This window comes from Sphingobium sp. SYK-6 (assembly GCF_000283515.1).
GTDB classification, from domain to species: domain Bacteria; phylum Pseudomonadota; class Alphaproteobacteria; order Sphingomonadales; family Sphingomonadaceae; genus Sphingobium; species Sphingobium lignivorans.
Genome location: NC_015976.1, coordinates 2,330,921 through 2,351,962, shown reverse-complemented (window position 1 = coordinate 2,351,962; position 21,042 = coordinate 2,330,921). Strand labels below are relative to the sequence as shown.

The following is a 21,042-nucleotide window of genomic DNA, read 5'->3' as shown; positions in this document are numbered from 1 at the left end:
ACCGCCATGACTTCATTCCAGAAGCCAATCCGAGGTCCTTCTCAACCGGTGCTTTCGCTGGCAGCCGGCCCCGGACCAGAAGCGGACGAGGATCGCTCCTCCTTCGTTCCCGTCCTCCTCAATTACTGGCATACCGCCGTGCGGTGGCGCCTGGTGATCGCCGCGATCTTTGGCGCCTGCCTGCTGGCCGGCCTTGCCGTCACGCTGCTCATGGCGCCACTCTACACCGCGCGGACCGGCATCGAGATCAGCCGCGAGCAGAAGAACGTCACCAATGTCGAGGGCGTGGAATCCGAGCAGGCCGGGCGCGATCTTGAATTCTACGCGACGCAATATTCGCTTCTGAAGGCGGAATCCCTCGCGAAGAGAGTGGCCCGCCGGCTGAACCTTGCCAAGTCGGACGATTTCTTCCGCGCGCATGGCGTCAGCGCCGAGCAGCTCCAGAAAGTCGATCGCACCGGCCGGGAAAGTGGCGGCTCCTCGGCGCGCGAGCGGCTGGTGATGTCGATCCTGCTCCAGCATGTCGACGTGCAGCCGGTCAGGAACTCCCGGCTCGTGGACATCATATACACCAGTCGATCCCCCGAGATGTCCGCCCTGCTCGCGAACACCTGGGTCGAGGAATTCATCGGTTCCACGATGGACCGCCAGTTCTCCTCGACCGCGGATGCGCGCCATTTCCTCGAAGGCCGTCTGGAGATGCTGAAGGCCAGGCTGGAGCAGTCCGAGCGGGATGCGGTCGCCTACGCCTCCGGCAAGAACATCATTCCGCTGGACGAGGGCACGGATGGGGGCACCAGAACCCCGACCTCGCGCACGCTTGCATCGGCCAATCTCGAAGCCCTGAACGAAGCGCTGCAACGCGCCCAGGCCGACCGGATCGTCGCGCAGAGCCGCATCGCGGGCGGAAGCGCCGCAAACAGCGTCGAGGTGCTGACAAATCCCGCCATCACCCAGATGCGGGCCCGGCGCGCGGAACTGGCGGCGCAGCATAGCCAGCTCATGGTCACGTTCGAGCCGGAATATCCGGCGGCGAGGGCCGTGCAGGAGCAGATCATCGCGCTCGATGCCGCGATCTCCCAGGAAACCGGGCGCGTCGCGAAAAGCCGGCAGCAGGATTATCAGGAAGCCGTGCGTCGCGAGCGGGACCTCGAGCAGAAGGTCGGCGCTCTCAAGGCCGTGCTCGATGCGCAGCGGCACGACGCGATCCAGTACAACATCTATCAGCGGGATGCCGACACCAACCGTCAGCTCTACGACGCGCTGCTCCAGCGCTACAAGGAGGTCGGGGTCGCCGGCGCGGTCGGCGTGAACAACATCTCCGTGGTCGATGAGGCCAGCGTTCCCACCCGGCCATCGGCGCCCAACATGACTTTCAATCTGGCGCTGGCACTGCTGGCCGGGCTCAGCCTGTCGGTCGCTGCCGTGATCGGACTGGAGCAGATCGACGAGGGCATCCGCCGGCCAGAGGATGTCTCCGAGCTTCTTTCGGTGCCGCTGCTGGGAAGCGTGCCGCTGGTGAAGGAAGATCCCGTCGCCGAACTCAGCGATCCGCGCTCGCAGCTGTTCGAGTCCTACTTCAGTGTCCGCTCCACGCTTGCCTTCGCCACGACCCATGGCCTTCCAAGGACGGTGGCGCTCAGCAGCGCGCGGTCGGGGGAAGGCAAGTCGACGACAGCCTTCGCGCTGGCCGATCTCATCGGCCGCACCGGCAAGAATGTGCTGCTGGTGGACGCGGACCTGCGCATGCCATCCCTGCACAGGATCCTGAACATGCCCAACGAGGTCGGTCTCTCGAACCTGCTGGCGGGCGAGGACGACATTGCCGCGATGATTCAGGAGACGGGCAGAAAAGGCCTTTATCTGCTGACGAGCGGTCCGCTGCCGCCGAGCCCGCCGGAGCTGCTCAGCAGCACGCGGCTGGCCGAGCTGCTGCAGGTCTTCCTCAAGGATTTCGACCATGTCGTCATCGATGCGCCGCCCGTCCTGGGCCTTGCGGATGCGCTCCTGATCGGGCGGACGGCCGAAGGCGTGGTGTTCGTCGTGGAGGCGGAGAAGACGCCGAGACGCGCCATTCGGGCGGCGCTGCGCAGGCTGCGTGAGACCGGCAACCAGATATTCGGCGCAACGGTCACCAAGGTCGCGGCCCACAGCGGCGCCTATGGCTATGCTTATGGCTATCGATACGGATATGGCCGGAAAAACGCCCCGGCTTCAGGCGAGGACGGGTGAGGGCGCGCGGGCTGCCTCTGGAACGGCGCAGGGGCTGGCGGACGCCGGCCCTGCTTCTGCTGGCGGTGCTCGCCTGCCTGCTCGCCGGACAGGCATGGCGGGACGCGTCGCTCGCTTACTGGCTGGCCACATCGCCCGGCTTGGCGCCGAGCTTCCTCCAGTCCGATCCCCGGATCGGCCTCGAATTGTCAGACCGCTATTTCTTCGAGCCCGGCGCACTGGACGTTGCGGCGACCGAGAAGATCGTCCGGGACGCGCGGGCCGTCTTGCGGGACGGGGCCCTGAACGCCGCCGCGATGCGGCAGCTCGGGCTGGCTGCCAATGCGACGGGCGACCCGAGCTTCGAGGGCAAGCTGCGGCTCGCCGAGCGCATATCCCGCCGCGACCAGGAAACGCAGCTGGCGCTGATGGCGCTCGCGACCTCGCGGGGCGACGATGTCGCGGCGCTCGGGCATCTCGACATCCTGCTGACCGTCAATCCCGGTATGGGAAGGGAGGTGTTTCCGGCGCTGGCCTTGCCGCTGCATCAGCCCGCGTTTCGCCGGCTGCTCCTGCGTTATTCCGCGCGGCCGTGGTTCCGGCATTTCCTGGCCACCGCCATTCAGCAATCGCAGGACAAGTCGGCGGTCGTCGCGCTCGTCCTGGAAAGCGGCATTCCCCTTGCGGGAGATCAGCGCGATCTTCTCCCGGCCCTGCTGCGCCCGCTGATCCGTTCCGGGGATTATGAACAGGCCAGGGCACTCGCAGTGGCAAGTGGCCGCCTCGATCGCCGGGCCCTGGAGAGCTTCGCGCTGACGCAGGCGACCACGGACCCGGATTTTGCGCCGCTCACTTTCTCGCTTCACAGCAGCGAGATCGCGCAGGCCCGGCTGATCGAGGACGGCAGGCTTGGCGTGGAGGTCGCGCCGGGGCGTCTTGTCACGCTTGTCGATCGCATCACCCAGCTGCCGCCGGGTGCCTATGCGATGCGCCAGAGTCTGGACGTCGGGCTGCTGGAGCAGAGCCCCCGTGTCGAGTGGGTGCTGCGTTGCGCCCCCGGCAATGCCCCGCCGGTCTGGCAACAGGCCGTGCCGCCGGCGAATGGCGCAAGCGCTGAGCCACTCCCCCTGACAATTCCGCCGGATTGCGGACTGCAATTCTGGCGGCTCGTCGTCTCGACGCCGGATGGCCAGAAGCCTGTCCGCTTCGAAATTTCGGCCCTGTCTCTCGAAAGGACGGGGCCATGAAGCTGGCCCCGGGAGCAAGGGCCACCACAGAACGTGGGGACTGCCGCGAAAACGCGCGGGTCCTCGGGGCGCAAGGGACTGAAAGCCGAACAGGATGGGGTCCAGGAGACCGCTACCTGTCCATTAAGGAAGACGCATTAGCTATCGCGCAAACATATGGAGTGAACAGGCTATGTTGACGAAACTGACATCGGGGCTGCTGATGGGGGCGCTTGCCCTCTCAGTGACCGCCCCGGTCCATGCAGAAGCGGCGAATGCGAAGCTGCCGCTCCTGGCAATGGTCTCCGCGCAGCCGGATGGGCAGGAGAATGTTCCGCCACCCGAAGCCGGTAATCCGCCTCCGGCACCGGGCACCAATGTTCCGCCGCCGGCTCGTCCGAGGGTGCGGAATATCAACGGCTTTCTGGCCGCTTCGGGCCTGGTCGGCCTTGCGGTCGGGGTCGGCGTGCTGAGCGACGACGAACCGGCCAGCCCCTGACGCCAAGCGCGGCCAGAGGACGACAATGAGGGGTGCAGGGGCGCCGGCTGTCTCTACAGTACAGCCGGCGCATCGGCGCGTCTGCGCCTCGGCGGCGTGGGGATCTTGCGGGGCGTGTGCGGCTCCCGCCCGGATCAGGGCGAGGGCGTGGTGGCCTGTGCCGCCGTCAGCAGGCGGGCCGGAGGGGCATCGGCCTGAGGCAATCTCGCGATGGTCGCGTTGATCTGCTCCACCCGGCGCGTCGTACCCGGATGAGTGAAGGCAATGTTCCACCAGAGGCTTTTGGCGGCACGGCGCAGGATGCGCTCCGGGGCGCTGAGATCATAGCCCGCCCGGGCGAAGAGCTCCACGCCCAGCTCGTCAGCGGCCAGCTCGGACTTCTTGATCTTGCCGGCGCCCACGGCAAATTGCGCGAGCAGACGCGTGACGCCGTTGCTTTGTTCCGCGTGCTTCAGGATGTTGTGCGCCATCTCGTGCGCGACGACGAAAGCCAGTTCCTGATCGTCGGCGGCGAAGTCCATCATCCGGGTGGTGACAGCGACGTAGCGGCCGTCCGACCAGGCATTGAGATCGGATCGCGCCTGGACAGCGAAGCGCCCGCCGCAGCCCGGCGCGCCTGCGAGGCGCAACGATGTCACGGCATCGCCACGGCGGACGGATAGCAGGGCGGGGCCCTGCCGCAACGCCGCGTCGAGATAGGCGATGAAGGCTTCGGTTCGATCGTAGGAGCCGGTCCTGCGGATCAGCTCGGGGGAGAAGGCGTCCAGATCGACGCCGTTCACGGCGGTGATTTCATCGCCGGTACGCAGGCCCGCCTGTTCCGCGAGGCTCTCCGGCACCACGCCGCGGATTCCGAAGCCCTTGCCCAATCCATAGACCCGGCTGATGGCGGGGCGATCCTTCAGCTCATAAGCGCCGATATCGTGGAACAGGAGGCCGGTCAGCATCTGCTGGCTGTCACAGCGACTGCCATTTGCGATGGCGAGCCGATAGCCGATGGTTTCCAGCCGGAGATCCTGATCCCGGGCCACATCCACCTGCGGCGCGGGGGAGGCGGAGAAAGCCGGGGCGGCCGCGAGGCCAATCAGCAGACAAGCAGAGACGGATGCGCGCAAACATCCAAGAGAGACCGCCATTTTCTATTCCCACCTGAGCCACACGATGCGTCAGTGGTGGGGCGGAATGATTGATATTTGCTTAGGGGTGCTCGCCAGTCAGCGCTGGCGGCGGGCAAATGGGGGTTTCGCGGGTATCCGGTGCTCGGGTTCCGGTTTCTCAGGCCGGCTGGACCCGGCGAGAGTCAAGGCAGCGGGATCCCGGATCGAGTCCGGGATGACGTCGTTCATGACGGGATATGGTGCCTGCCATGGCCCTCGAATTTGTCCACGCCGCCTTGAGTTGGGGGGAGTCGCGGCCGGGCTCCTCCGCGTCAGACGCCTGCGCGCTGTTCCCGCAGGCCTTCCCAATAAGCCAGCCGCTCGCGGATCTTGTGCTCGAAGCCGCGATCGACCGGGGCGTAAAAGGTCTGCGGAGTCATTTCCCCGGGCCAGTAATTGTCGCCCGAGAAGCCTTCGTCCGTATCATGATCGTAGCTGTAGCCCTTGCCGTAGCCGATCTCCTTCATCAGCTTCGTGGGCGCATTGAGGATGTTGGCGGGCGGCATGAGCGAGCCGGTCTCCTTGGCCGCTTGCCACGCCGCTTTCTGAGCCTTGTAGGCCGCGTTCGACTTGGGCGCCGTGGCCAGATAAAGACAGGCCTGCACGATGGCGAGTTCCCCCTCCGGTGACCCCAGAAACTCGTAGGCATCCTTGGCGGCGAGGCACTGGACGAGCGCCTGCGGGTCGGCCAGGCCCACATCCTCGCTGGCGAAACGCACGAGGCGGCGCAGGACGTAGAGCGGCTGCTCCCCTGCCACCAGCATGCGGGCGAGATAATAGAGCGCCGCTTGCGGGTCCGAGCCGCGCAGTGCCTTGTGAAGCGCGGAAATCAGGTTGTAGTGCCCCTCGCGATCCTTGTCGTAGACGGGCATGCGGCGATGGAGCAGGGCGGCGAGGCCCGCCGGATCGAGCGGTTCGGCAATCGATATGCCTTGCAGCGTCTCGACCTGATTGAGCAGGAAGCGTCCGTCTCCGTCCGCGGAGGCGATGAGCGCGGCGCGGGCATCATCCGTGAGCGGCAAGGGGACGCCCGCCAGCGCTTCGGCGCGGACAAGCAGTTCGGCCAGTGCCGCTTCATCCAGACGACGCAGGATGAGGACCTGCGCGCGCGAGAGCAAAGCGGCATTCAGCGCGAAGCTGGGATTCTCGGTGGTGGCGCCGACCAGAGTGACTGTCCCGTCCTCCACATAAGGGAGAAACCCGTCCTGCTGGGCGCGATTGAAGCGGTGGATCTCGTCCACGAAGAGCAAGGTGCGCTGGCCGGCGCGGGCCGCATCGCGCGCTGCCGCGAACGCCGCCTTGAGATCCGCGACGCCTGAGAACACGGCCGATATGGGGGCGAAGCGCATGGCGACCGCATCGGCGAGCAGCCGGGCGAGCGTCGTCTTGCCGGTGCCGGGCGGACCCCAGAGGATCATCGAGGACAGCCGCCCGGCTGCCACCATGCGCCCGATCGTGCCTTCCGGACCGGTGAGATGATCCTGGCCCACCACCTCGGCAAGCGAGCGGGGACGGAGGCGATCGGCAAGGGGCGCGTCACGCGGCGGCGCCTGAGGGCTGGTCGCGGCGGGAGCGCCGCCGAAGAGATCGGACATGGCGCCTATATAGGGCGGACGGAGGCCGGTTGCACAGGCATGGGCCGGCAAGATTTCCGCCGCGCCAGTGCGGCGCGACCCCGAGATGTCCACGAAAGGCAGATTGGGGGTTGCCAAGAGCGATCTAAGATATATCTTATAGCTATCACAACGACTCAAGGACGACATGATGAGGCATGGAAGATCAGGCGGGCCCGCAGGCCCGGGAGCATGCGACGGGCGGCAGGGATCGCGCGGGCATGGGCGGGGCCGACGCGGCTTCGGGAACGGGTTCGGGGACGATTTCGGAGAGGCCATCGGCAGCTTCGTCAATTCGACCATTCGCAATGCCATGCGCGGCCGACATGGCCTGGGTCCGGGGCCGTTCGGTGCCGAATGGGACCCCGCAGAGCGGCGTGGCCCCGGTGGCCGGGGACGCGGTCGCATGTTCGATGGCGGGGAACTGCGCCTCGTGCTGCTCAAGCTGATCGGGGAGGGGCCGCGCCATGGGTACGACCTCATCCGCGCGATCGAGGAACTGACGGGCGGCGCTTATGCCCCGAGCCCCGGCGTCGTCTACCCGACGCTCACATTGCTCGCGGACATGGAACTGATCGGCGAGGGCGAGAGCGAGGGGGCGCGCAAGCTCTATGCGATCACGCCGGCCGGCGAGGCTCATCTGGCCGAACATGCCGAGGAAGTGGACGCGCTGATGGCACGGCTCGAAGGCCTGCGCGAGATGCGCGAGCGCGCCGACCACGGGCCGGTGCGGCGTGCCATAGGCAATCTCAAGGCCGTGCTGCATGCCCGCATGGGACGCGGCGCGGGCAGCGACGAGCTGCCGCATGACATCGCCGCCATTCTCGACGAAGCCGCGCGCAAGATCGAACGGCTGTGAAGCCCCCGCGCGGCTGGCCTTGCGCCGGCCGCGTGCAAACCCAATGTGAGGCGTGGACGCCGCTTCTCCCCTTTGAAGCGGCGTCCACGCCTCGGACCATCAGGATGACAGAAGCATGACCAAGGCCATTGCCCGCGTGCCGACCCGCAACGGCAGCCGCTATCTCCAGCAGCTCTGCAAGCACTGGGCCCATAATCTCGCGGTGGAATTCACCCCCGAGCATGGCACCATCACTTTCCCCCGCGATGCGCGCGGCGCCACCTGGGCCAGTGACGCCCTCGTCACCATGGATGCACGAGACGAGACGCTTGACGTGACGATCGATGCGAGCAGCCCCGAGCATCTCGACGCGATGAAAGGCGTCGTTGCGCGGCATCTCGACCGTTTCGCGTTCCGCGAGGCCCCGCTCACGTTCGACTGGGCCTGAGAGGACGGTCCGAACGGGCTTTCCCACCCAACAGACACTGTTGAACCGGGGTTGAACTGGCGCGGGGAAGGGCGACCTCTCCTGCCTGTGTGACCCGCGCGGCTCCCCGATCGACCCCGGCCCGGGAACTCTCCGCCTTGCTGCGCCGTTGCCACGGGACAGCATCATCAGCGGAGAGACATTATGGACCGAGCGATGGCCGGGCTGCCCGGCTGGCTGGCGAGCCTGATCGTGGCAGGCGCGGCGATCATCGTGGCGCTGGCCCTTCACTGGCTTGCGGTGCAGATCGTGCGCAGGGCGTCCGCGCGCAGCGTGTCGAGCATCGACGACAATCTGCTCCTGCGCCTCCGCCAGCCGAGCCGCTGGCTGTTCGTTGCGATCGCGCTGTCGCTGGTGCAGCCGGCCCTCGCGCTCGACGAAGGGGGACTGCGGCTCTGGACCCGTCTCTCCGGCCTGCTTGTCCCGGCGCTGATCGGCTGGCTGGCGATCGCCGTGCTGGGCGTGGTGTTCGACATCATCCAGGCCCGCGCCGATATCGACGTTGCGGATAATCTGCGCGCACGACGGCGGCGCACCCGCTCGGGCATCCTGTACCGGATCGCGATATTCATCGTGCTGCTCGTCACCTTCTGCATGATGCTGATGAGCATTCCCAGCGTGCGGAGCATCGGGGTGACGCTGATCGCCTCGGCGGGTCTTGCCGGTCTGGCTGTCGGCGCCGCCGCGCAGCCCGCGCTCAAGAACCTCATCGCCGGCATTCAGATGGCCTTTACCGAGCCGATCCGGATCGACGACGTCGTCATCATCGAGGGCGAATGGGGGCGCATCGAGGAAATCCGCCTGACCTATGTGGTGGTGAAGGTGTGGGACGAGCGCCGGCTCGTCGTGCCGGTCTCCAAGTTCCTCGAGGACAGTTTCCAGAACTGGACCCGGCAGACCAGCCAGTTGCTCGGCAGCGTCTTCTGGTATCTCGATCCGGCGACCGACATTTCCCGGCTGCGGGAGAAAGTGGGCGAGATCATCAACGCGCATCCACTGTGGGACGGGCGCTTCTGGAACATGCAGGTGACCGATACCAAGCCCGAGGCGATGGAAGTGCGGGCGCTGATGACGGCGGCGGACGCCTCCAAGGCCTTCGACCTGCGCTGCGACGTGCGCGAAGGGCTGCTTGCCTTCATCCGGGACACGATGCCCGACGCGCTGGTGCAGTATCGCGGGCGCGTGGCCATGGTCGGCGGCGCGGGCGAGGGAAGCCCGGCCCGAGGCGGCCCTGATCGCGGCGGCCCGGACCTCGGCAGTTCCGACACGGGTGGCGGGACCGGCGGGGCAGGGTCGATCCCGGCCACATCGACGGGCGAGGGGGCTGCTGTTTAATGATAACTAATGGCAATAATCGCATATGGTTGAAGTCAATTCTTCATCCAAGTCATGATCAAATTGGCGGACTTCGAGGGAGCCAGAAGCGCGCTTTCCAGCTATTTTTCCTTTGTCCTCCCGGACTTGATCCGGGATCCCGCTTCTTCCGGTTTCTCAAGCCAGCTGGGCCCCGGCGACCTTCAAGCAGCGGGATCCCGGATCGAGTCCGGGATGACGTCGTTCATGACGAGATATGGGACGCCGCCAGGGCCTCGGAATTTGTCCACGCCGCTAGGACAATGTCGATCAGCCCTAGGGCTGAAGAAGCGACACTTCAGGCCTTGTGCGCGAGTGCCTCATAGGCCTTGAGCATGTCGGCGTTGACTTCTTCCCATTCGTAGCCGCGCACGCGCTCATGGCTGGCGAGGCCGGCCGCGCGCCGCAGGGCGGGGTCCTCGATGAGGCGCTGGATGGCATCTGCATAGGCACTGACATCCTGCGGCGGAACGAGGAAGCCGGTGACGCCATCCACCACCAGATCGACCGATCCGGTCGCGCGGGCAGCGACCACGGGCACGCCGGCGGCCATCGCCTCGGTCGTCACATTGCCGAACGTTTCGGTGACGGACGGCATGAAGAAAATGTCCATGCCAGCCACGGCGCGGCCCAGATCGTCCCCGGCCTGGAAGCCGGTGAAGGCCGCCTCGGGCACGCGGCGCGCGAACCAGTCGCGCGCGGGGCCATCGCCGATGACCAGCACCTTGTGCGGCACGCCACGCGCCTTGAGCGCCGCGACGACATCGGCAAACACGCCCAGCCCCTTCTCGAGCACCAGCCGGCCGAGAAAGCCGACCGCCACTTCATGCTCCGCGATGCCGAGCGCGCGGCGCCACGCCTCGTCCCGCCGGCCGGGATTGAACCGCGCGTGATTGATGCCGCGCGACCAGACGCCGATGGGGCTCGACACGCCCCATTCGCGCAGCAGCGTCACCATGCTCTGGCTGGGCACCATCACCTGATCGACGCGGTTGTAGAAGCGCTTCTGGGCCCAGACGAGCAGCGGTTCGGTGAAGCCGAGATGGTAATAGCGCGGATAGGTCTCGAACCGGGTGTGCAGCGACGCGATGGTGGCAATGCCCTGCGCGCGCGCCCAGGAGACGGCGCGGTGGCCCAGAATGTCCGGCGCGGAGACATGGACGATGTTGGGGCGATACGCCTCCAGATCGGCCCTGACCGCATGGGGCAATCCGCGCGCCAGGCGATATTCCCCGCGGCCGCCGGGCATGGACCAGCTCGGCACCGACACGAGATCGCCCGTGGGCTGGAAAGCCGGCGTCTCGATGGTGGGGGAATAGACGCGCACGGCGGCACCCGCCGCCATCGCCGTTCCCATCAGGCGGTTGAGCGCCTGATTGGCGCCGTCCCGGACATAATTATAGTTGCCGCTGAACAGGGCAATTCGCAGGTCGCTCGCAAGCATGGCCGGCCTATAGCGAGCGGACCCGCCGCGGCATAGGGCCTATGGACGCCATCGTCGCCACGGTCCTTCGTCCGGGTGATGCGGCAGGCGTGGCGGGGCGGATCAAGCCGCCCTAGCGCCCGCCTTGCCATAATAAGTGGCGCCGCTCGTCGCCATCTCGCGCAACTGGGCCGGCGGGGCGAAGCGCTCGCCATGGGCCGCTGTCAGCCGGTCCAGCACCTCGACGACCTTCGCCGGGCTAATCGTGTCGATCGCGCTGAATGGCCCGCCGGTATAAGGCGCGAAGCCCCAGCCGAAAATGGCGCCGATGTCGCCATCCTGCGGCGTCACCAGCACGCCCTCGGCAAAGCAGCGCGCGCACTCGACGAGCTGGCGATAGAGCAGGCGCTCGCGCACCGCCTGTGGAGAGGGCTGCATGAGGGCGAGGGGATATTCAGCGGCAAGGCCCGGCCAGAGCGACTTGCGGCCGCCATCGGCCGGATAGTCATAATAGCCCTTGCCGTTCTTGCGGCCGAGCCGCCCCAGCGCGACCATGTGCGCGGCCACATCGTCGGCAAGGCTCGGCACATAGGCATCGCCCAGCGCGGCCTTCGTCGCCACGGTCACCTTGTGGCCCAGCTCGATGGACACTTCGTCCGAGACCGCGAGCGGCCCCACCGGCATGCCGAGCTGCCGGCCGACATTCTCGATCAGCGCGGGATTGATCCCTTCCGCCAGCATCTGCGTGCCTTCCTGCACATAAGTGCCGAAGCAGCGGGACGTGTAGAAGCCGCGCGAGTCATTCACCACGATGGGCGTCTTGCGGATCTGCGCGACGAAATCGAGCGCCTTGGCGAGCGCCGCATCGCCGGTCTGCTTGCCCATGATGATTTCCACCAACGGCATCTTCTCGACCGGGGAGAAGAAGTGGACGCCGATGAAATTCTCCGGTTTTGTCCATGCCTTGGCCAGCGATGTTATCGGCAGGGTTGAAGTATTGGAGCCGAAGATCATGTCCGGGCCCAGCACGGCTTCCACGCGCTGCGTGATCTCCGCCTTGATCGCCGGATCCTCGAACACCGCCTCGATGACGAAATCGCAGCCCTTGAGCGCCGCGGCATCCGTGACCGGCGTGATGCGGGCGAGCGCCGCTTCCATCTTCTCGGGCGTCATGCCCCGGCCGAGACGCTTCTGCATCTGCGCCTGCGCATGGGCCTTGCCCTTGTCCGCGGCCGCCTGATCGCGGTCCAGCAGCACGACCTCGATCCCCGCCTGCGCGGCGACATTCGCGATGCCCGCGCCCATCATGCCCGCGCCGAGCATGGCGAGCTTCTTCGTCGGCGCCTTCTCGACACCGGCCGGGCGACGAGCGCCGCGCTCGGCCGCCTGCTTGGAGACGAACAGCGTGCGCACCATGTTGCCGGCCTGCGGATCGGCCACCACCTTGGCGAAATATTTGCTTTCCACCCGGATCGCCTTGTCCATGGGAAGCTGGATGCCCTCATAGACCGCCGAGAGCAGCGCGTGCGGCGCGTTCATGTTCCGCTGCGTGGTCTTGGTGGTCATCACGGTCGCGGCCATCATCGTCTGGATGAAGCCGGGATTGAACTGGCCCGATCCGCCCGGGACCTTGAAGCCCTTCACGTCCCAGGGCTGGGTATGCGCGCCAGGATTGGCCTTCACCCATGCCCGGGCCGCCTCGATGGCCTTGCCGGGCTCGGCCAGCTCGTCGACCACTTTCATGCCGAGCGCCTCGGCCGGGCGCCAGCTCTTGCCCTGCAGCATGTACATGAGGGCGCCCTGGATGCCGACGAGACGCGGCAGGCGCTGCGAGCCGCCGCCGCCGGGGAAGAGGCCGACCAGGATTTCCGGGAGGCCGATCGTCACGCGTGGATCGCTGGTCAGAACCCGGCGATGGCAAGCCAGCGCCAGTTCCAGGCCGCCGCCCATGCAGGTGCCCTCGATAGCGGCGGCGACCGGCTTGCCGCAGGTCTCCAGCCGACGCAGCAGCGCATTGAGGCGGAACACGCTCTCGAAGAGCTGGCCCATGTTCGCGTCATCACCTGCGCCGCCGTCCGATTGGGCATCCTGAAGCATCTTGCCGAGATATTTGAGGTCCATGCCGGCCATGAAGCCGCTGGCCTTTCCGGAGCTGATGACGGCGCCCTTGACGGCCTCGTCCTCGGCGATGCGCGTGATCGCGCCGGCAAGATCGTCGAAGAAATCCGGCGTGATGACATTCATCGACTGGCCGGGCACGTCGATCGTGACCAGCGCGATGCCGTCGCCGTCGACCTCCAGGGAGAGGGTAGTGGCCATGATGTTTCGCTCCTCTCAGATCCGCTCGATGATGATGCCGGTGCCCATGCCGGCGCCGACGCACAGATTGACCAGCGCCGTGCCCTTGCCCGAGCGTTCCAGCTCATCGAGCGCGGTGCCGAGCACCATGGCGCCGGTCGCGCCCAAGGGATGGCCCATGGCGATCGCGCCGCCGTTCACGTTGATTTGCGACGGATCGAGATCCAGCGCCTGCATGTAGCGCAGCACCACGCTGGCGAAGGCCTCGTTGAGCTCCCAGAGATCGATGTCCCCGGTCGTCATCCCGGCCTTTTTCAAGAGCTTGTCTGCGATACTTTCCGGCCCTGTGAGCATGATCATCGGTTCCGAGCCGATGGAGCCCATCGCCTTCATCCGCGCGCGGGGGGGGAGGCCATATTTCTCGCCCATGGCCCGGCTGCCGACCAGCACGGCCGCCGCGCCATCCACGATGCCCGAGCTGTTGCCGGCATGGTGGACATGATTGACGCGCTCCAGTTCGGGATAGCGGAGCAGGGCAATGGTATCGAAGCCGGGCATCTCCTCGCCCATTGCCACGAAGCTGGGCTTGAGCGCGGCGAGGCTCTGCATCGTCGTCTCCGGCCGCATATGCTCGTCGCGATCCAGAACGACCTGGCCGATGACGTCGCGCACCGGGATGATCGACCGGGCGAACCGGCCCTCGTCCCACGCCGCCTTGGCGCGCCGCTGGCTCTCGACCGCATAGGCATCGCAATCATCCCGCGAGATGCCGAACTTGGTGGCGATGACATCCGCGCCGATGCCCTGCGGCGCGAAGTAAGTGGCATAGGCCACGGCGGGATCGGACGCCCAGGCGCCGCCATCCGCGCCCATCGGCACGCGGCTCATGGATTCGACGCCGCCGCCGATCGCCAGCTCCGCCTCGCCGCTCGCCACCTTGGCGATGGCCATGTTCGTCGCCTCCAGCCCGGACGCGCAGAAGCGGTTGATCTGTACGCCCGGCACCGTGTCCGCGAAGCCGGCCGTGAGCACCGCCATGCGCGCGATGTCCGTGCCTTGCTCGCCGACCGGCGCGACGCAGCCCAGAATGACGTCGTCAAGATCGGCGGTATCGATGCCGTTGCGATCGCGGATCGCCTGGAGCGCCTGCACGGCAAGCTGGACAGGCGTGATCTCGTGAAGCGACCCGTCCGGCTTGCCACGCCCCCGGGGCGTGCGCACCGCGTCGTAGATGAAGGCTTCCATGGTCGCTCTCCTGTGGATCGGCTGTTGGCGCGGCGGGCGCGAAGGTCTGGCGGCAATATGCGGCATCCCGCCTGCCTTTCGCAAGGGAAGCGCGCGAGGAACGGCGAAAAATCGGCAGTGCCGGGCCAGCGGAAACGGGCCGGAATCGGCAATTTCCCAGCCTTACCCTAACGTAAACGGAAGGTCGGTATGTGAGTTAGGAGGCGAGCGAATTTTCGGGGCGCGAAGGCCGTTCTGCGCGCATGGGGACCTGCCTGCCGGGCAGCGCGGCCCGCGACTCGGAAGGCGCTGCCCTGCATCGCGGGAGTTGAATCGCGGCGCGCGGGAACCTATGTGCCCGGCATCAGATCAACCGGCATGCGCTCCGTATGTCCCATGTGCAGCGAGGGGGCTCCGTTTGGCCAGCCAGCAAGTCGAAACCGATATCCGCCCCGGCAAGCCCGACGTGCCTGCCGACGTGAAGGACGCGATCCGCACGCTGATCCGCTGGGCCGGCGACGACCCCGATCGCGAGGGTCTGCTCGAGACGCCCAAGCGCGTGGCGCGCGCCTGGAAGGAATATTGCGAGGGCTATGCCGAGGACCCGGCCTATCATCTCTCGCGCATCTTCCACGAGGTGGGCGGCTATGACGAGATCGTCATGCTCAAGGACATCCCGTTCCAGTCGCATTGCGAGCATCACATGGCGCCGATCATCGGCAAGGCGCACATCGCCTATCTGCCGCGCGATTATGTGGTCGGCATCTCCAAGCTCGCGCGCGTGCTGGAGGCCTTCGCCCGCCGGCTGCAGGTGCAGGAGCGGCTGACCGCGCAAGTGGCAGATTGCATCTGGGAGCATCTCAAGCCGCATGGCGTCGCGGTCGTCATCGAGGCGACGCATGGCTGCATGACCGGGCGCGGAGTGCGCACCCACGGCACGGTGATGCGCACCAGCCGCATGATGGGCGTGTTCAAGCGCGACGAAAAGAGCCGGGAGGAAGTGCTGCGCCTCATGGGCGTGCAGTGAGCGCCGCCGCCATGCCGCTCGCGCTCGTCACCGGCGGCCATCGTCGGCTGGGCGCGCGGATCGCGATGGGGCTTGCCCGGGCGGGCTATGCGCTCGCCATCCATGGCCGTCATGACGCCGAGCCGCATCCCTTCCTGGCCGATTGCCTCGCGGAGACAGGCGTGCCCTGGGCGGGATTCGTCGCCGATTTCCTGGAACCGGGCAGCGCCGAGACGCTGGTGCCGGCCGTCGCGGCCCATTTCGGCCGGGCGCCGGACCTCCTTGTGAACAGCGCGTCGCTGTTCGGGCAGGACCGGCTCGACAGCGTGACCGGCGATGAACTGGCGGACCATTTCGCGGTGAATGCGAGCGCGCCGATCCTGCTCACGCGCACCTTCGCGCGGGCCGAGCGTCCCGCGGAAGCAGACGCCTGCATCGTCAACCTGCTCGACCAGCGCCTGGCGCAACCGCATGGCGACCAGCTCGCTTATACGGTGAGCAAATATGCGCTAGCCGGCTTCACCCGCATCGCCGCGCGCGAACTGGCGCCGCGGGTGCGCGTCAATGCCGTGGCGCCGGGGCTGACGCTGGCGACCGAGGATTATGGCGCCGAGCAGCTGGCCTTCCTGGGGGAGGCGATGCCGCTCCACGGCCTGCCCGAGCCCGAGGACGTGGCGCAGGCTGTGCTTTACCTCGCCGGCGCGCGCGCGGTGACGGGGCAGACCATCCATGTCGATGCCGGCGCACACATGCGCAGCTATCCGCGCGACTTCATGCATCTGGGATAAGCCCGCCGGGCCGGGCGTGCAGGATCGGGACGAGGACAGGCCCTGAAGGGCACTCATTCACCAGCCAGTAATGTTCTTGCTGTCACCTGCGGCCCGCTCGATGTGGAATGGGGGGACTCGGGGAGAGACAGGCCCCCTCATGGCGCGGCGATCCGCGCTCCGACCGAGGCGCGCGCAAGATGCGCCTTGCGAGGTTCACAGTTTCATACAGCGCTCCGCGAGCATGGAGCGCGGGACAGCAAGGCAGCTCCGGCCCCTGACGGAATGCGCGGCCAGTCGGCAGGCGCAGGCCGATCAGGCGTGGGGTGCGCCTTGCAGGGAAGAACAGAGACAGACCATGAAGACCATCAATGCCCTCGCCGGTGCCATGGCACTCGCGATGGGAGCGGCACCCGCCGCCGCAACCACCTCCTTCATCACGGACCCGATCACCAATCCGTCGAGCGCTTGGGAGGGGATCGATTACTGGGGCGTGCAGGTGACCAGCCGCGACCATTTCGACCAGCTGCTGACCTTCGACATCCCCGACTACAGCAAGATCGACATCGTCATGCAGGGATCGCCCAAGTTCCGCTTCACGGACATTCTGCTGAACGGCGTATCCATCCTCAGCGATTTCTCGGTCGGTTACTCGCCCGCGCTGACGGCAACCGGCTATGCCAATGCGGGCGCCGTGTCGCTGCAGTTCGTGGGTGATTATACGTGCAATGACTGCTGGAGCGACTGGTTCGGCGGCTATGTCCAGGTGAAGCAGGCGCAGGCGCCGGCCCCGACTCCGTCCGACCCGGGCGCGATTCCCGAACCCGCGAGCTGGGCGATGATGATCGGCGGCTTCGCGATCGGTGGCGCGCTGATGCGTCGCAGCGCCGCGCAGCGCAGGGCCGTCTCCTTCTCCTGACGTCGGCAAGCGGCTCCGGCGTGAAGCCGGACCGGACGAAAAGCCCCGACCGCGATGGCGGCCGGGGCTTTTTCATGTCCGTGCAGCAGCACCGGGGCGAGTCCCACGAAAAAGGCCGCCCGAACGGATCGGGCGGCCTTTGTCCGGTTCTCGCGATGCCGGGATTATTCGGCGTCGGAGGTCGTCTCTTCCTCGGCGGTCTCGGTCGCGATCTCGCCGGGCTCCGCATTGGGATCGTAATCCTCGGTGAAGCCGGCCTCGTCCTTTTCGAACATGGAGGCCATGACGTCGACGCCGTCCTTCTGCAGGTCGGCTTCCTCGGGCGAGCGAGCAACGTTGACCTGCACGGTCACGGCAACTTCCGGGTGCAGGGAGACGCGCACGTCGAACAGGCCAAGCGTCTTGATCGGGCGTTCCAGCACGATCATCGCCTTGCTGACGACGGTGTGACCCGCCTCGTGCAGCGCCTCGACGATGTCACGAACCGACACGGAGCCGTAAAGCTGGCCGCTGTTCGACGACTGACGGATCAGGACGACCTGAACGCCATCGACCTTCTCGGCCGCCTTGGCAGCGTCGTCACGACGGGCTGCGTTGTCGGCCTCGATCTTGGCGCGGTTGGCCTCGAACACCTTCTTGTTGGCGTTGTTGGAGCGCAGCGCCTTCTTGTTGGGCAGCAGATAGTTGCGCGCGTAGCCGTCCTTGACGGTCACGATGTCGCCGATCGCGCCCAGCTTCTCGATACGCTCGAGCAGGATGATTTCCATGGGTCCGCCCTCCTTACTTCACGATGTAGGGCAGCAGGCCCAGATGACGGGCGCGCTTGATCGCCTGGGAAAGCTCGCGCTGCTTCTTCGCCGAAACGGCAGTGATGCGCGAGGGGACGATCTTGCCACGCTCGGAGACGAAGCCCTGAAGCAGGCGAACGTCCTTATAATCGATCTTCGGCGCATCCTTGGCGGCGAAGGGGCAGGTCTTGCGACGGCGGAAAAACGGGCGTGCCATTGGTCAGGTCTCCTTATTCGCCGTCGTTGCTGTTGCTGGCGGAGCTGTTGCTGCTGCCGCCCTCGTCGCGATCACGTCCGCCGCGGCCGCCACGGCCACCGCGCTCACGCTCGCGCTCGTTCTTGCGCATCATCACCGAAGGGCCACCCTCGAGCTCCTCGACGCGGACGGTCATGAAGCGGATCACGTCTTCGTTGATCTGCGTCTGACGTTCCAGCTCGGCGACGACGCCAGCCGGCGCGTCGATGTTGAGCATCACATAGTGAGCCTTGCGGTTCTTGGCGATCTTGTAGGCGAGGTTCCGAAGACCCCAGCTCTCCACCTTGGTCACCTTGCCGTCCTGGGCTTCGATGATCTTGGCGGCATTTTCCGCAAGCGCATCGACCTGGGCCTGAGCCAGATCCTGACGCGCAAGGAAGACATGCTCATAATATGGCATGGTTCTATGCATCCTGTGTTGGCCGATCGCTGATGGCCGCCCCATGCGAACCACCCCTCCGGCTGTCGTCTCAAACAAAGAAATCGCGCGACGAAAGCCTTTCCGTCCCGCGAAGCGGCGGCCTATGACGGAAAATGCCGCTCAAGGCAAGAGCGCAATCTCCGGAAAAGCCGGGAATCGCTAGCGCTGGAACTGGCGTGACAGCGCGTGGTAGAGCTTGGGCCGGCAGATCTGCGAACTGACCCAGTTGGCAAAGATGGCCGTGGCGAAGAGGGGCAGGATCATCGTGCGATCCGCCGTCATCTCCATCATGATGATCGAAGCGGTGAGCGGCGCGCGGACGACGCCGGCGAAATAGCCGATCATGCCGAGCAGGACGACCGCGCCGTGCGGCTGATCGGGGAAGATGAAACCCAGGAGCTGGCCGAAGCCCGCACCCACCGAGAGGGACGGCGCGAAAATGCCGCCCGGGGCGCCGCTGACGGCTGTCGCCAGCGTGGCGACGAGCTTGGCGGGGCCGAAGGTCCAGGAAACCTCCTCGCCGGACAGGAGTGCGCGCGTCGTCTCATAGCCTGTCCCCCAGCTGATGCCGGCGGTGAGGATTCCGGTGATCGCCACGACCACGCCGCAGACCCCCGCGACGAGCAGCGGCCTTGCCCGCATGGCCCGCGTGAGCGGACTGCGCGACCAGGCGATGGCGATCAGTGCCCGCGAGAACAGGCCGCCCGCCACGCCGCCCGCGAGACCGGCCACCGGGGTGAGCAGCAGCATCGACGAGATCGGCATCGACTGGTTCATGGCGCCGAAATAGATGTAGTCGCCGGCCAGCCAGAGGCTGGTGATGCCGGCCATCATCACGGCAGCCATCACCACGATGGCGATCTTCTGCTCGAACGCGGCGGCAAGCTCCTCGATGGCGAAGGCGACGCCGGCGAGCGGTGTATTGAACGCGGCCGCCACGCCCGCCGCACCGCCGGCGATGATGATTCCGGCAGACACCGGGACGCGCAGCCAGCGCTGCACTGCCGCCATGATCGCCGCGCTGATCTGCACCGTCGGCCCCTCGCGGCCAACCGAGCCGCCGGCGAGCAGCATGCCGAGCGTGCCGAAGAGCTTGAAGCAGGCGGTGCGCAGGGAGAGCAGGGCCCGGGCTTCCGGCCGGTCCGGCATCCGGGCGGCGGCCATGGTCTGCGGAATGCCCGATCCACGCGCTTCCGGGCACCATTGCCGCGTCATGTAGGTGACGGCCACGAAGAGGGCAGGCGTGACGATGAGCGGTGCATAGGGAAAGGCATCGGCGACGCCCACGAAGAGATGCTGCGCGGCCTCACCCAGCTTGGCGAAGAGCACCGCGACGACACTGAGCAGCAGGGCGCCCCCGATCGCGCCGATGCGTCCGCGCAGCACGCGCGCGTCCATGCGGCGAAGGGCCGGCGGGAGCTGAGGCTTGACCATGTCCGGACTTCCCTATGGACTGGGCAAAGGCGATACAATGGGAATATCCCGATGATCGGGGGATGAGGGCGGACGTCCCTCATGGGCTTCGGCCCATCCGGGCGGCAGGGGCCCGCAACGGGTCTTGCTAGGGACGCCCCCCGCGACTAGGGCGCAGAGCTTTAGAACAAGCGGGGAATTCAGGCCGTGCGTGCATTCATCTTTCCGGGACAGGGCAGTCAGGCAGTCGGCATGGGCAGTGCCCTTGCGGCGGCCTCGCCGGTTGCGCGGCAGGTCTTCGAGGAAGTGGACGAGGCCCTGGGCCAGCATCTCTTCCGGCTGATGACGGAAGGCCCGGAAGGCGAGCTGACGCTCACCGAGAATGCCCAGCCCGCGATCATGGCCAATGCGCTGGCGACGCTGCGCGTGCTCGAAGTCGAGGGCGGCATTGCCCTTGCGGAGAAGGCCGAGGCCGTGGCCGGTCACAGCCTTGGCGAGTATAGCGCGCTGTGCGCCGTGGGCGCGTTCGACCTGGCGACGACGGCGCGGCTGCTCAAGACGCGCGGGCAGGCCATGCAGGCGGCCGTGCCGGTGGGCGAAGGCGCGATGGCGGCGCTGCTCGGCGCCGACATCGACAAGGCCGAGGCCCTGGCGGCCGCCGCGGCCGAGGGCGAGGTCTGCACCGTGGCCAACGACAATGACCCGGGGCAAGTCGTGATTTCCGGACACCGGGGCGCGATCGAGCGCGCGATCGCCATGGTGAAGGACCATGGCATCAAGCGCGGCGTGCTGCTGCCGGTCTCCGCGCCGTTCCATTGCCCGCTGATGCAGCCGGCCGCCGACGCGATGGCGCGGGCGCTGGAGAGTACGCAGTCCCCCGGCGCCTTCCTGCCGGTCTACGCCAATGTGACGGCCGCGCCGGTCACCGATGCGGCGACGATCCGCCAGCTGCTGGTCGAGCAGGTGACGGGCCGGGTCCGCTGGCGCGAGAGCATTGCCGCGATGTGGGCGGCAGGCATCACCGAATTCGTGGAGCTGGGCGGCAAGGTGCTCACGCCCATGGTCAAGCGCATCGCGCCCGAGGCGGACGCGACCAGCGTGGTGACGATGGACGACATCGAGGCGCTGGTCGGCCGGATCTGA

Annotated in this window: 18 protein-coding genes and 1 pseudogene; 10 read left to right on the top strand and 9 right to left on the bottom strand. The window is 66.9% G+C overall.

Annotation, left to right across the window (positions count from 1 at the left end; translation table 11 throughout):
* The first annotated feature begins 6 nt into the window (after nt 1-6).
* The 3 genes from SLG_RS10635 to SLG_RS10625 all read left to right on the top strand — a co-directional run bounded on the left by SLG_RS10635 (nt 7) and on the right by SLG_RS10625 (nt 3,936).
* Nucleotides 7-2,232, top strand: coding sequence for a GumC family protein (locus SLG_RS10635; RefSeq protein ID WP_014076467.1), 2,226 nt, complete (start codon nt 7-9; stop codon nt 2,230-2,232).
* Nucleotides 2,229-3,458: a hypothetical protein gene (locus tag SLG_RS10630; RefSeq protein ID WP_014076466.1), complete on the top strand. Its 1,230-nt coding sequence runs from the start codon at nt 2,229-2,231 to the stop codon at nt 3,456-3,458. The genes SLG_RS10635 and SLG_RS10630 overlap by 4 nt, the downstream gene beginning before the upstream one ends.
* Nucleotides 3,459-3,630: 172 nt before the next feature.
* The gene (locus SLG_RS10625; protein ID WP_014076465.1) at nt 3,631-3,936 is read left to right on the top strand and encodes a hypothetical protein; all 306 of its coding nucleotides are present in this window, start codon (nt 3,631-3,633) and stop codon (nt 3,934-3,936) included.
* A gap of 134 nt (nt 3,937-4,070) precedes the next feature.
* Here SLG_RS10625 and SLG_RS10620 read toward each other — a convergent pair whose 3' ends face one another.
* Together SLG_RS10620 and SLG_RS10615 are read right to left on the bottom strand one after the other, a co-directional pair.
* Nucleotides 4,071-5,072 carry a M48 family metalloprotease gene (locus SLG_RS10620; protein WP_014076464.1) on the bottom strand — a complete coding sequence of 334 codons (1,002 nt, stop codon included), beginning with the start codon at nt 5,070-5,072 and terminating at the stop codon, nt 4,071-4,073.
* A 293-nt stretch (nt 5,073-5,365) separates the two neighbouring features.
* The gene (locus SLG_RS10615; RefSeq protein ID WP_014076463.1) at nt 5,366-6,688 is read right to left on the bottom strand and encodes a replication-associated recombination protein A; all 1,323 of its coding nucleotides are present in this window, start codon (nt 6,686-6,688) and stop codon (nt 5,366-5,368) included.
* Between the two features lie 166 nt (nt 6,689-6,854).
* Between SLG_RS10615 and SLG_RS10610 the strand changes: the two genes are divergently transcribed.
* The 3 genes from SLG_RS10610 to SLG_RS10600 all read left to right on the top strand — a co-directional run bounded on the left by SLG_RS10610 (nt 6,855) and on the right by SLG_RS10600 (nt 9,366).
* Nucleotides 6,855-7,565, top strand: coding sequence for a PadR family transcriptional regulator (locus tag SLG_RS10610; protein ID WP_014076462.1), 711 nt, complete (start codon nt 6,855-6,857; stop codon nt 7,563-7,565).
* Nucleotides 7,566-7,680: 115 nt separating this feature from the next.
* The gene (locus SLG_RS10605; protein WP_014076461.1) at nt 7,681-7,992 is read left to right on the top strand and encodes a DUF2218 domain-containing protein; all 312 of its coding nucleotides are present in this window, start codon (nt 7,681-7,683) and stop codon (nt 7,990-7,992) included.
* Nucleotides 7,993-8,175: 183 nt separating this feature from the next.
* Entirely contained in the window at nt 8,176-9,366 is a 1,191-nt protein-coding gene (locus tag SLG_RS10600) for a mechanosensitive ion channel family protein (RefSeq protein WP_014076460.1), read from the top strand.
* A 316-nt stretch (nt 9,367-9,682) separates the two neighbouring features.
* Here the strand turns inward: SLG_RS10600 and SLG_RS10595 are convergent, their stop codons facing one another.
* The 3 genes from SLG_RS10595 to SLG_RS10585 form a co-directional block, all read right to left on the bottom strand.
* A complete protein-coding gene (locus SLG_RS10595; protein WP_014076459.1) occupies nt 9,683-10,828 on the bottom strand; it encodes a glycosyltransferase family 4 protein in 1,146 nt (381 codons plus the stop codon).
* Nucleotides 10,829-10,930: 102 nt separating this feature from the next.
* Nucleotides 10,931-13,126: a 3-hydroxyacyl-CoA dehydrogenase NAD-binding domain-containing protein gene (locus SLG_RS10590; protein ID WP_014076458.1), complete on the bottom strand. Its 2,196-nt coding sequence runs from the start codon at nt 13,124-13,126 to the stop codon at nt 10,931-10,933.
* Nucleotides 13,127-13,141: 15 nt separating this feature from the next.
* Nucleotides 13,142-14,350, bottom strand: a complete 1,209-nt coding sequence (locus tag SLG_RS10585; protein WP_014076457.1) for an acetyl-CoA C-acetyltransferase — start codon at nt 14,348-14,350, stop codon at nt 13,142-13,144.
* A gap of 397 nt (nt 14,351-14,747) precedes the next feature.
* Between SLG_RS10585 and folE the strand changes: the two genes are divergently transcribed.
* From folE to SLG_RS22480, 3 genes and pseudogenes are all read left to right on the top strand, one after another.
* Nucleotides 14,748-15,356 (top strand): GTP cyclohydrolase I FolE, encoded by a 609-nt coding sequence (gene folE / locus SLG_RS10580; protein ID WP_014076456.1) that lies wholly within the window; start codon nt 14,748-14,750, stop codon nt 15,354-15,356.
* Nucleotides 15,353-16,123, top strand: coding sequence for an SDR family oxidoreductase (locus SLG_RS10575; protein ID WP_014076455.1), 771 nt, complete (start codon nt 15,353-15,355; stop codon nt 16,121-16,123). The genes folE and SLG_RS10575 overlap by 4 nt, the downstream gene beginning before the upstream one ends.
* Nucleotides 16,124-16,901: 778 nt before the next feature.
* A pseudogene (locus tag SLG_RS22480) lies at nt 16,902-17,021 on the top strand (PEPxxWA-CTERM sorting domain-containing protein); the annotation flags it as partial.
* Nucleotides 17,022-17,185: 164 nt separating this feature from the next.
* Here the strand turns inward: SLG_RS22480 and rplI are convergent.
* The 4 genes from rplI to SLG_RS10550 form a co-directional block, all read right to left on the bottom strand.
* The gene (gene rplI, locus SLG_RS10565; RefSeq protein WP_014076453.1) at nt 17,186-17,788 is read right to left on the bottom strand and encodes a 50S ribosomal protein L9; all 603 of its coding nucleotides are present in this window, start codon (nt 17,786-17,788) and stop codon (nt 17,186-17,188) included.
* 13 nt (nt 17,789-17,801) lie between these two features.
* Entirely contained in the window at nt 17,802-18,026 is a 225-nt protein-coding gene (rpsR, locus tag SLG_RS10560) for a 30S ribosomal protein S18 (RefSeq protein ID WP_014076452.1), read from the bottom strand.
* 13 nt (nt 18,027-18,039) lie between these two features.
* A complete protein-coding gene (gene rpsF, locus SLG_RS10555) occupies nt 18,040-18,465 on the bottom strand; it encodes a 30S ribosomal protein S6 (RefSeq protein ID WP_014076451.1) in 426 nt (141 codons plus the stop codon).
* A 180-nt stretch (nt 18,466-18,645) separates the two neighbouring features.
* Nucleotides 18,646-19,920 carry a chloride channel protein gene (locus tag SLG_RS10550; protein ID WP_014076450.1) on the bottom strand — a complete coding sequence of 425 codons (1,275 nt, stop codon included), beginning with the start codon at nt 19,918-19,920 and terminating at the stop codon, nt 18,646-18,648.
* A 186-nt stretch (nt 19,921-20,106) separates the two neighbouring features.
* Here SLG_RS10550 and fabD point away from each other — a divergent pair, with 186 nt between their 5' ends.
* Nucleotides 20,107-21,042, top strand: a complete 936-nt coding sequence (gene fabD / locus SLG_RS10545; RefSeq protein ID WP_014076449.1) for an ACP S-malonyltransferase — start codon at nt 20,107-20,109, stop codon at nt 21,040-21,042.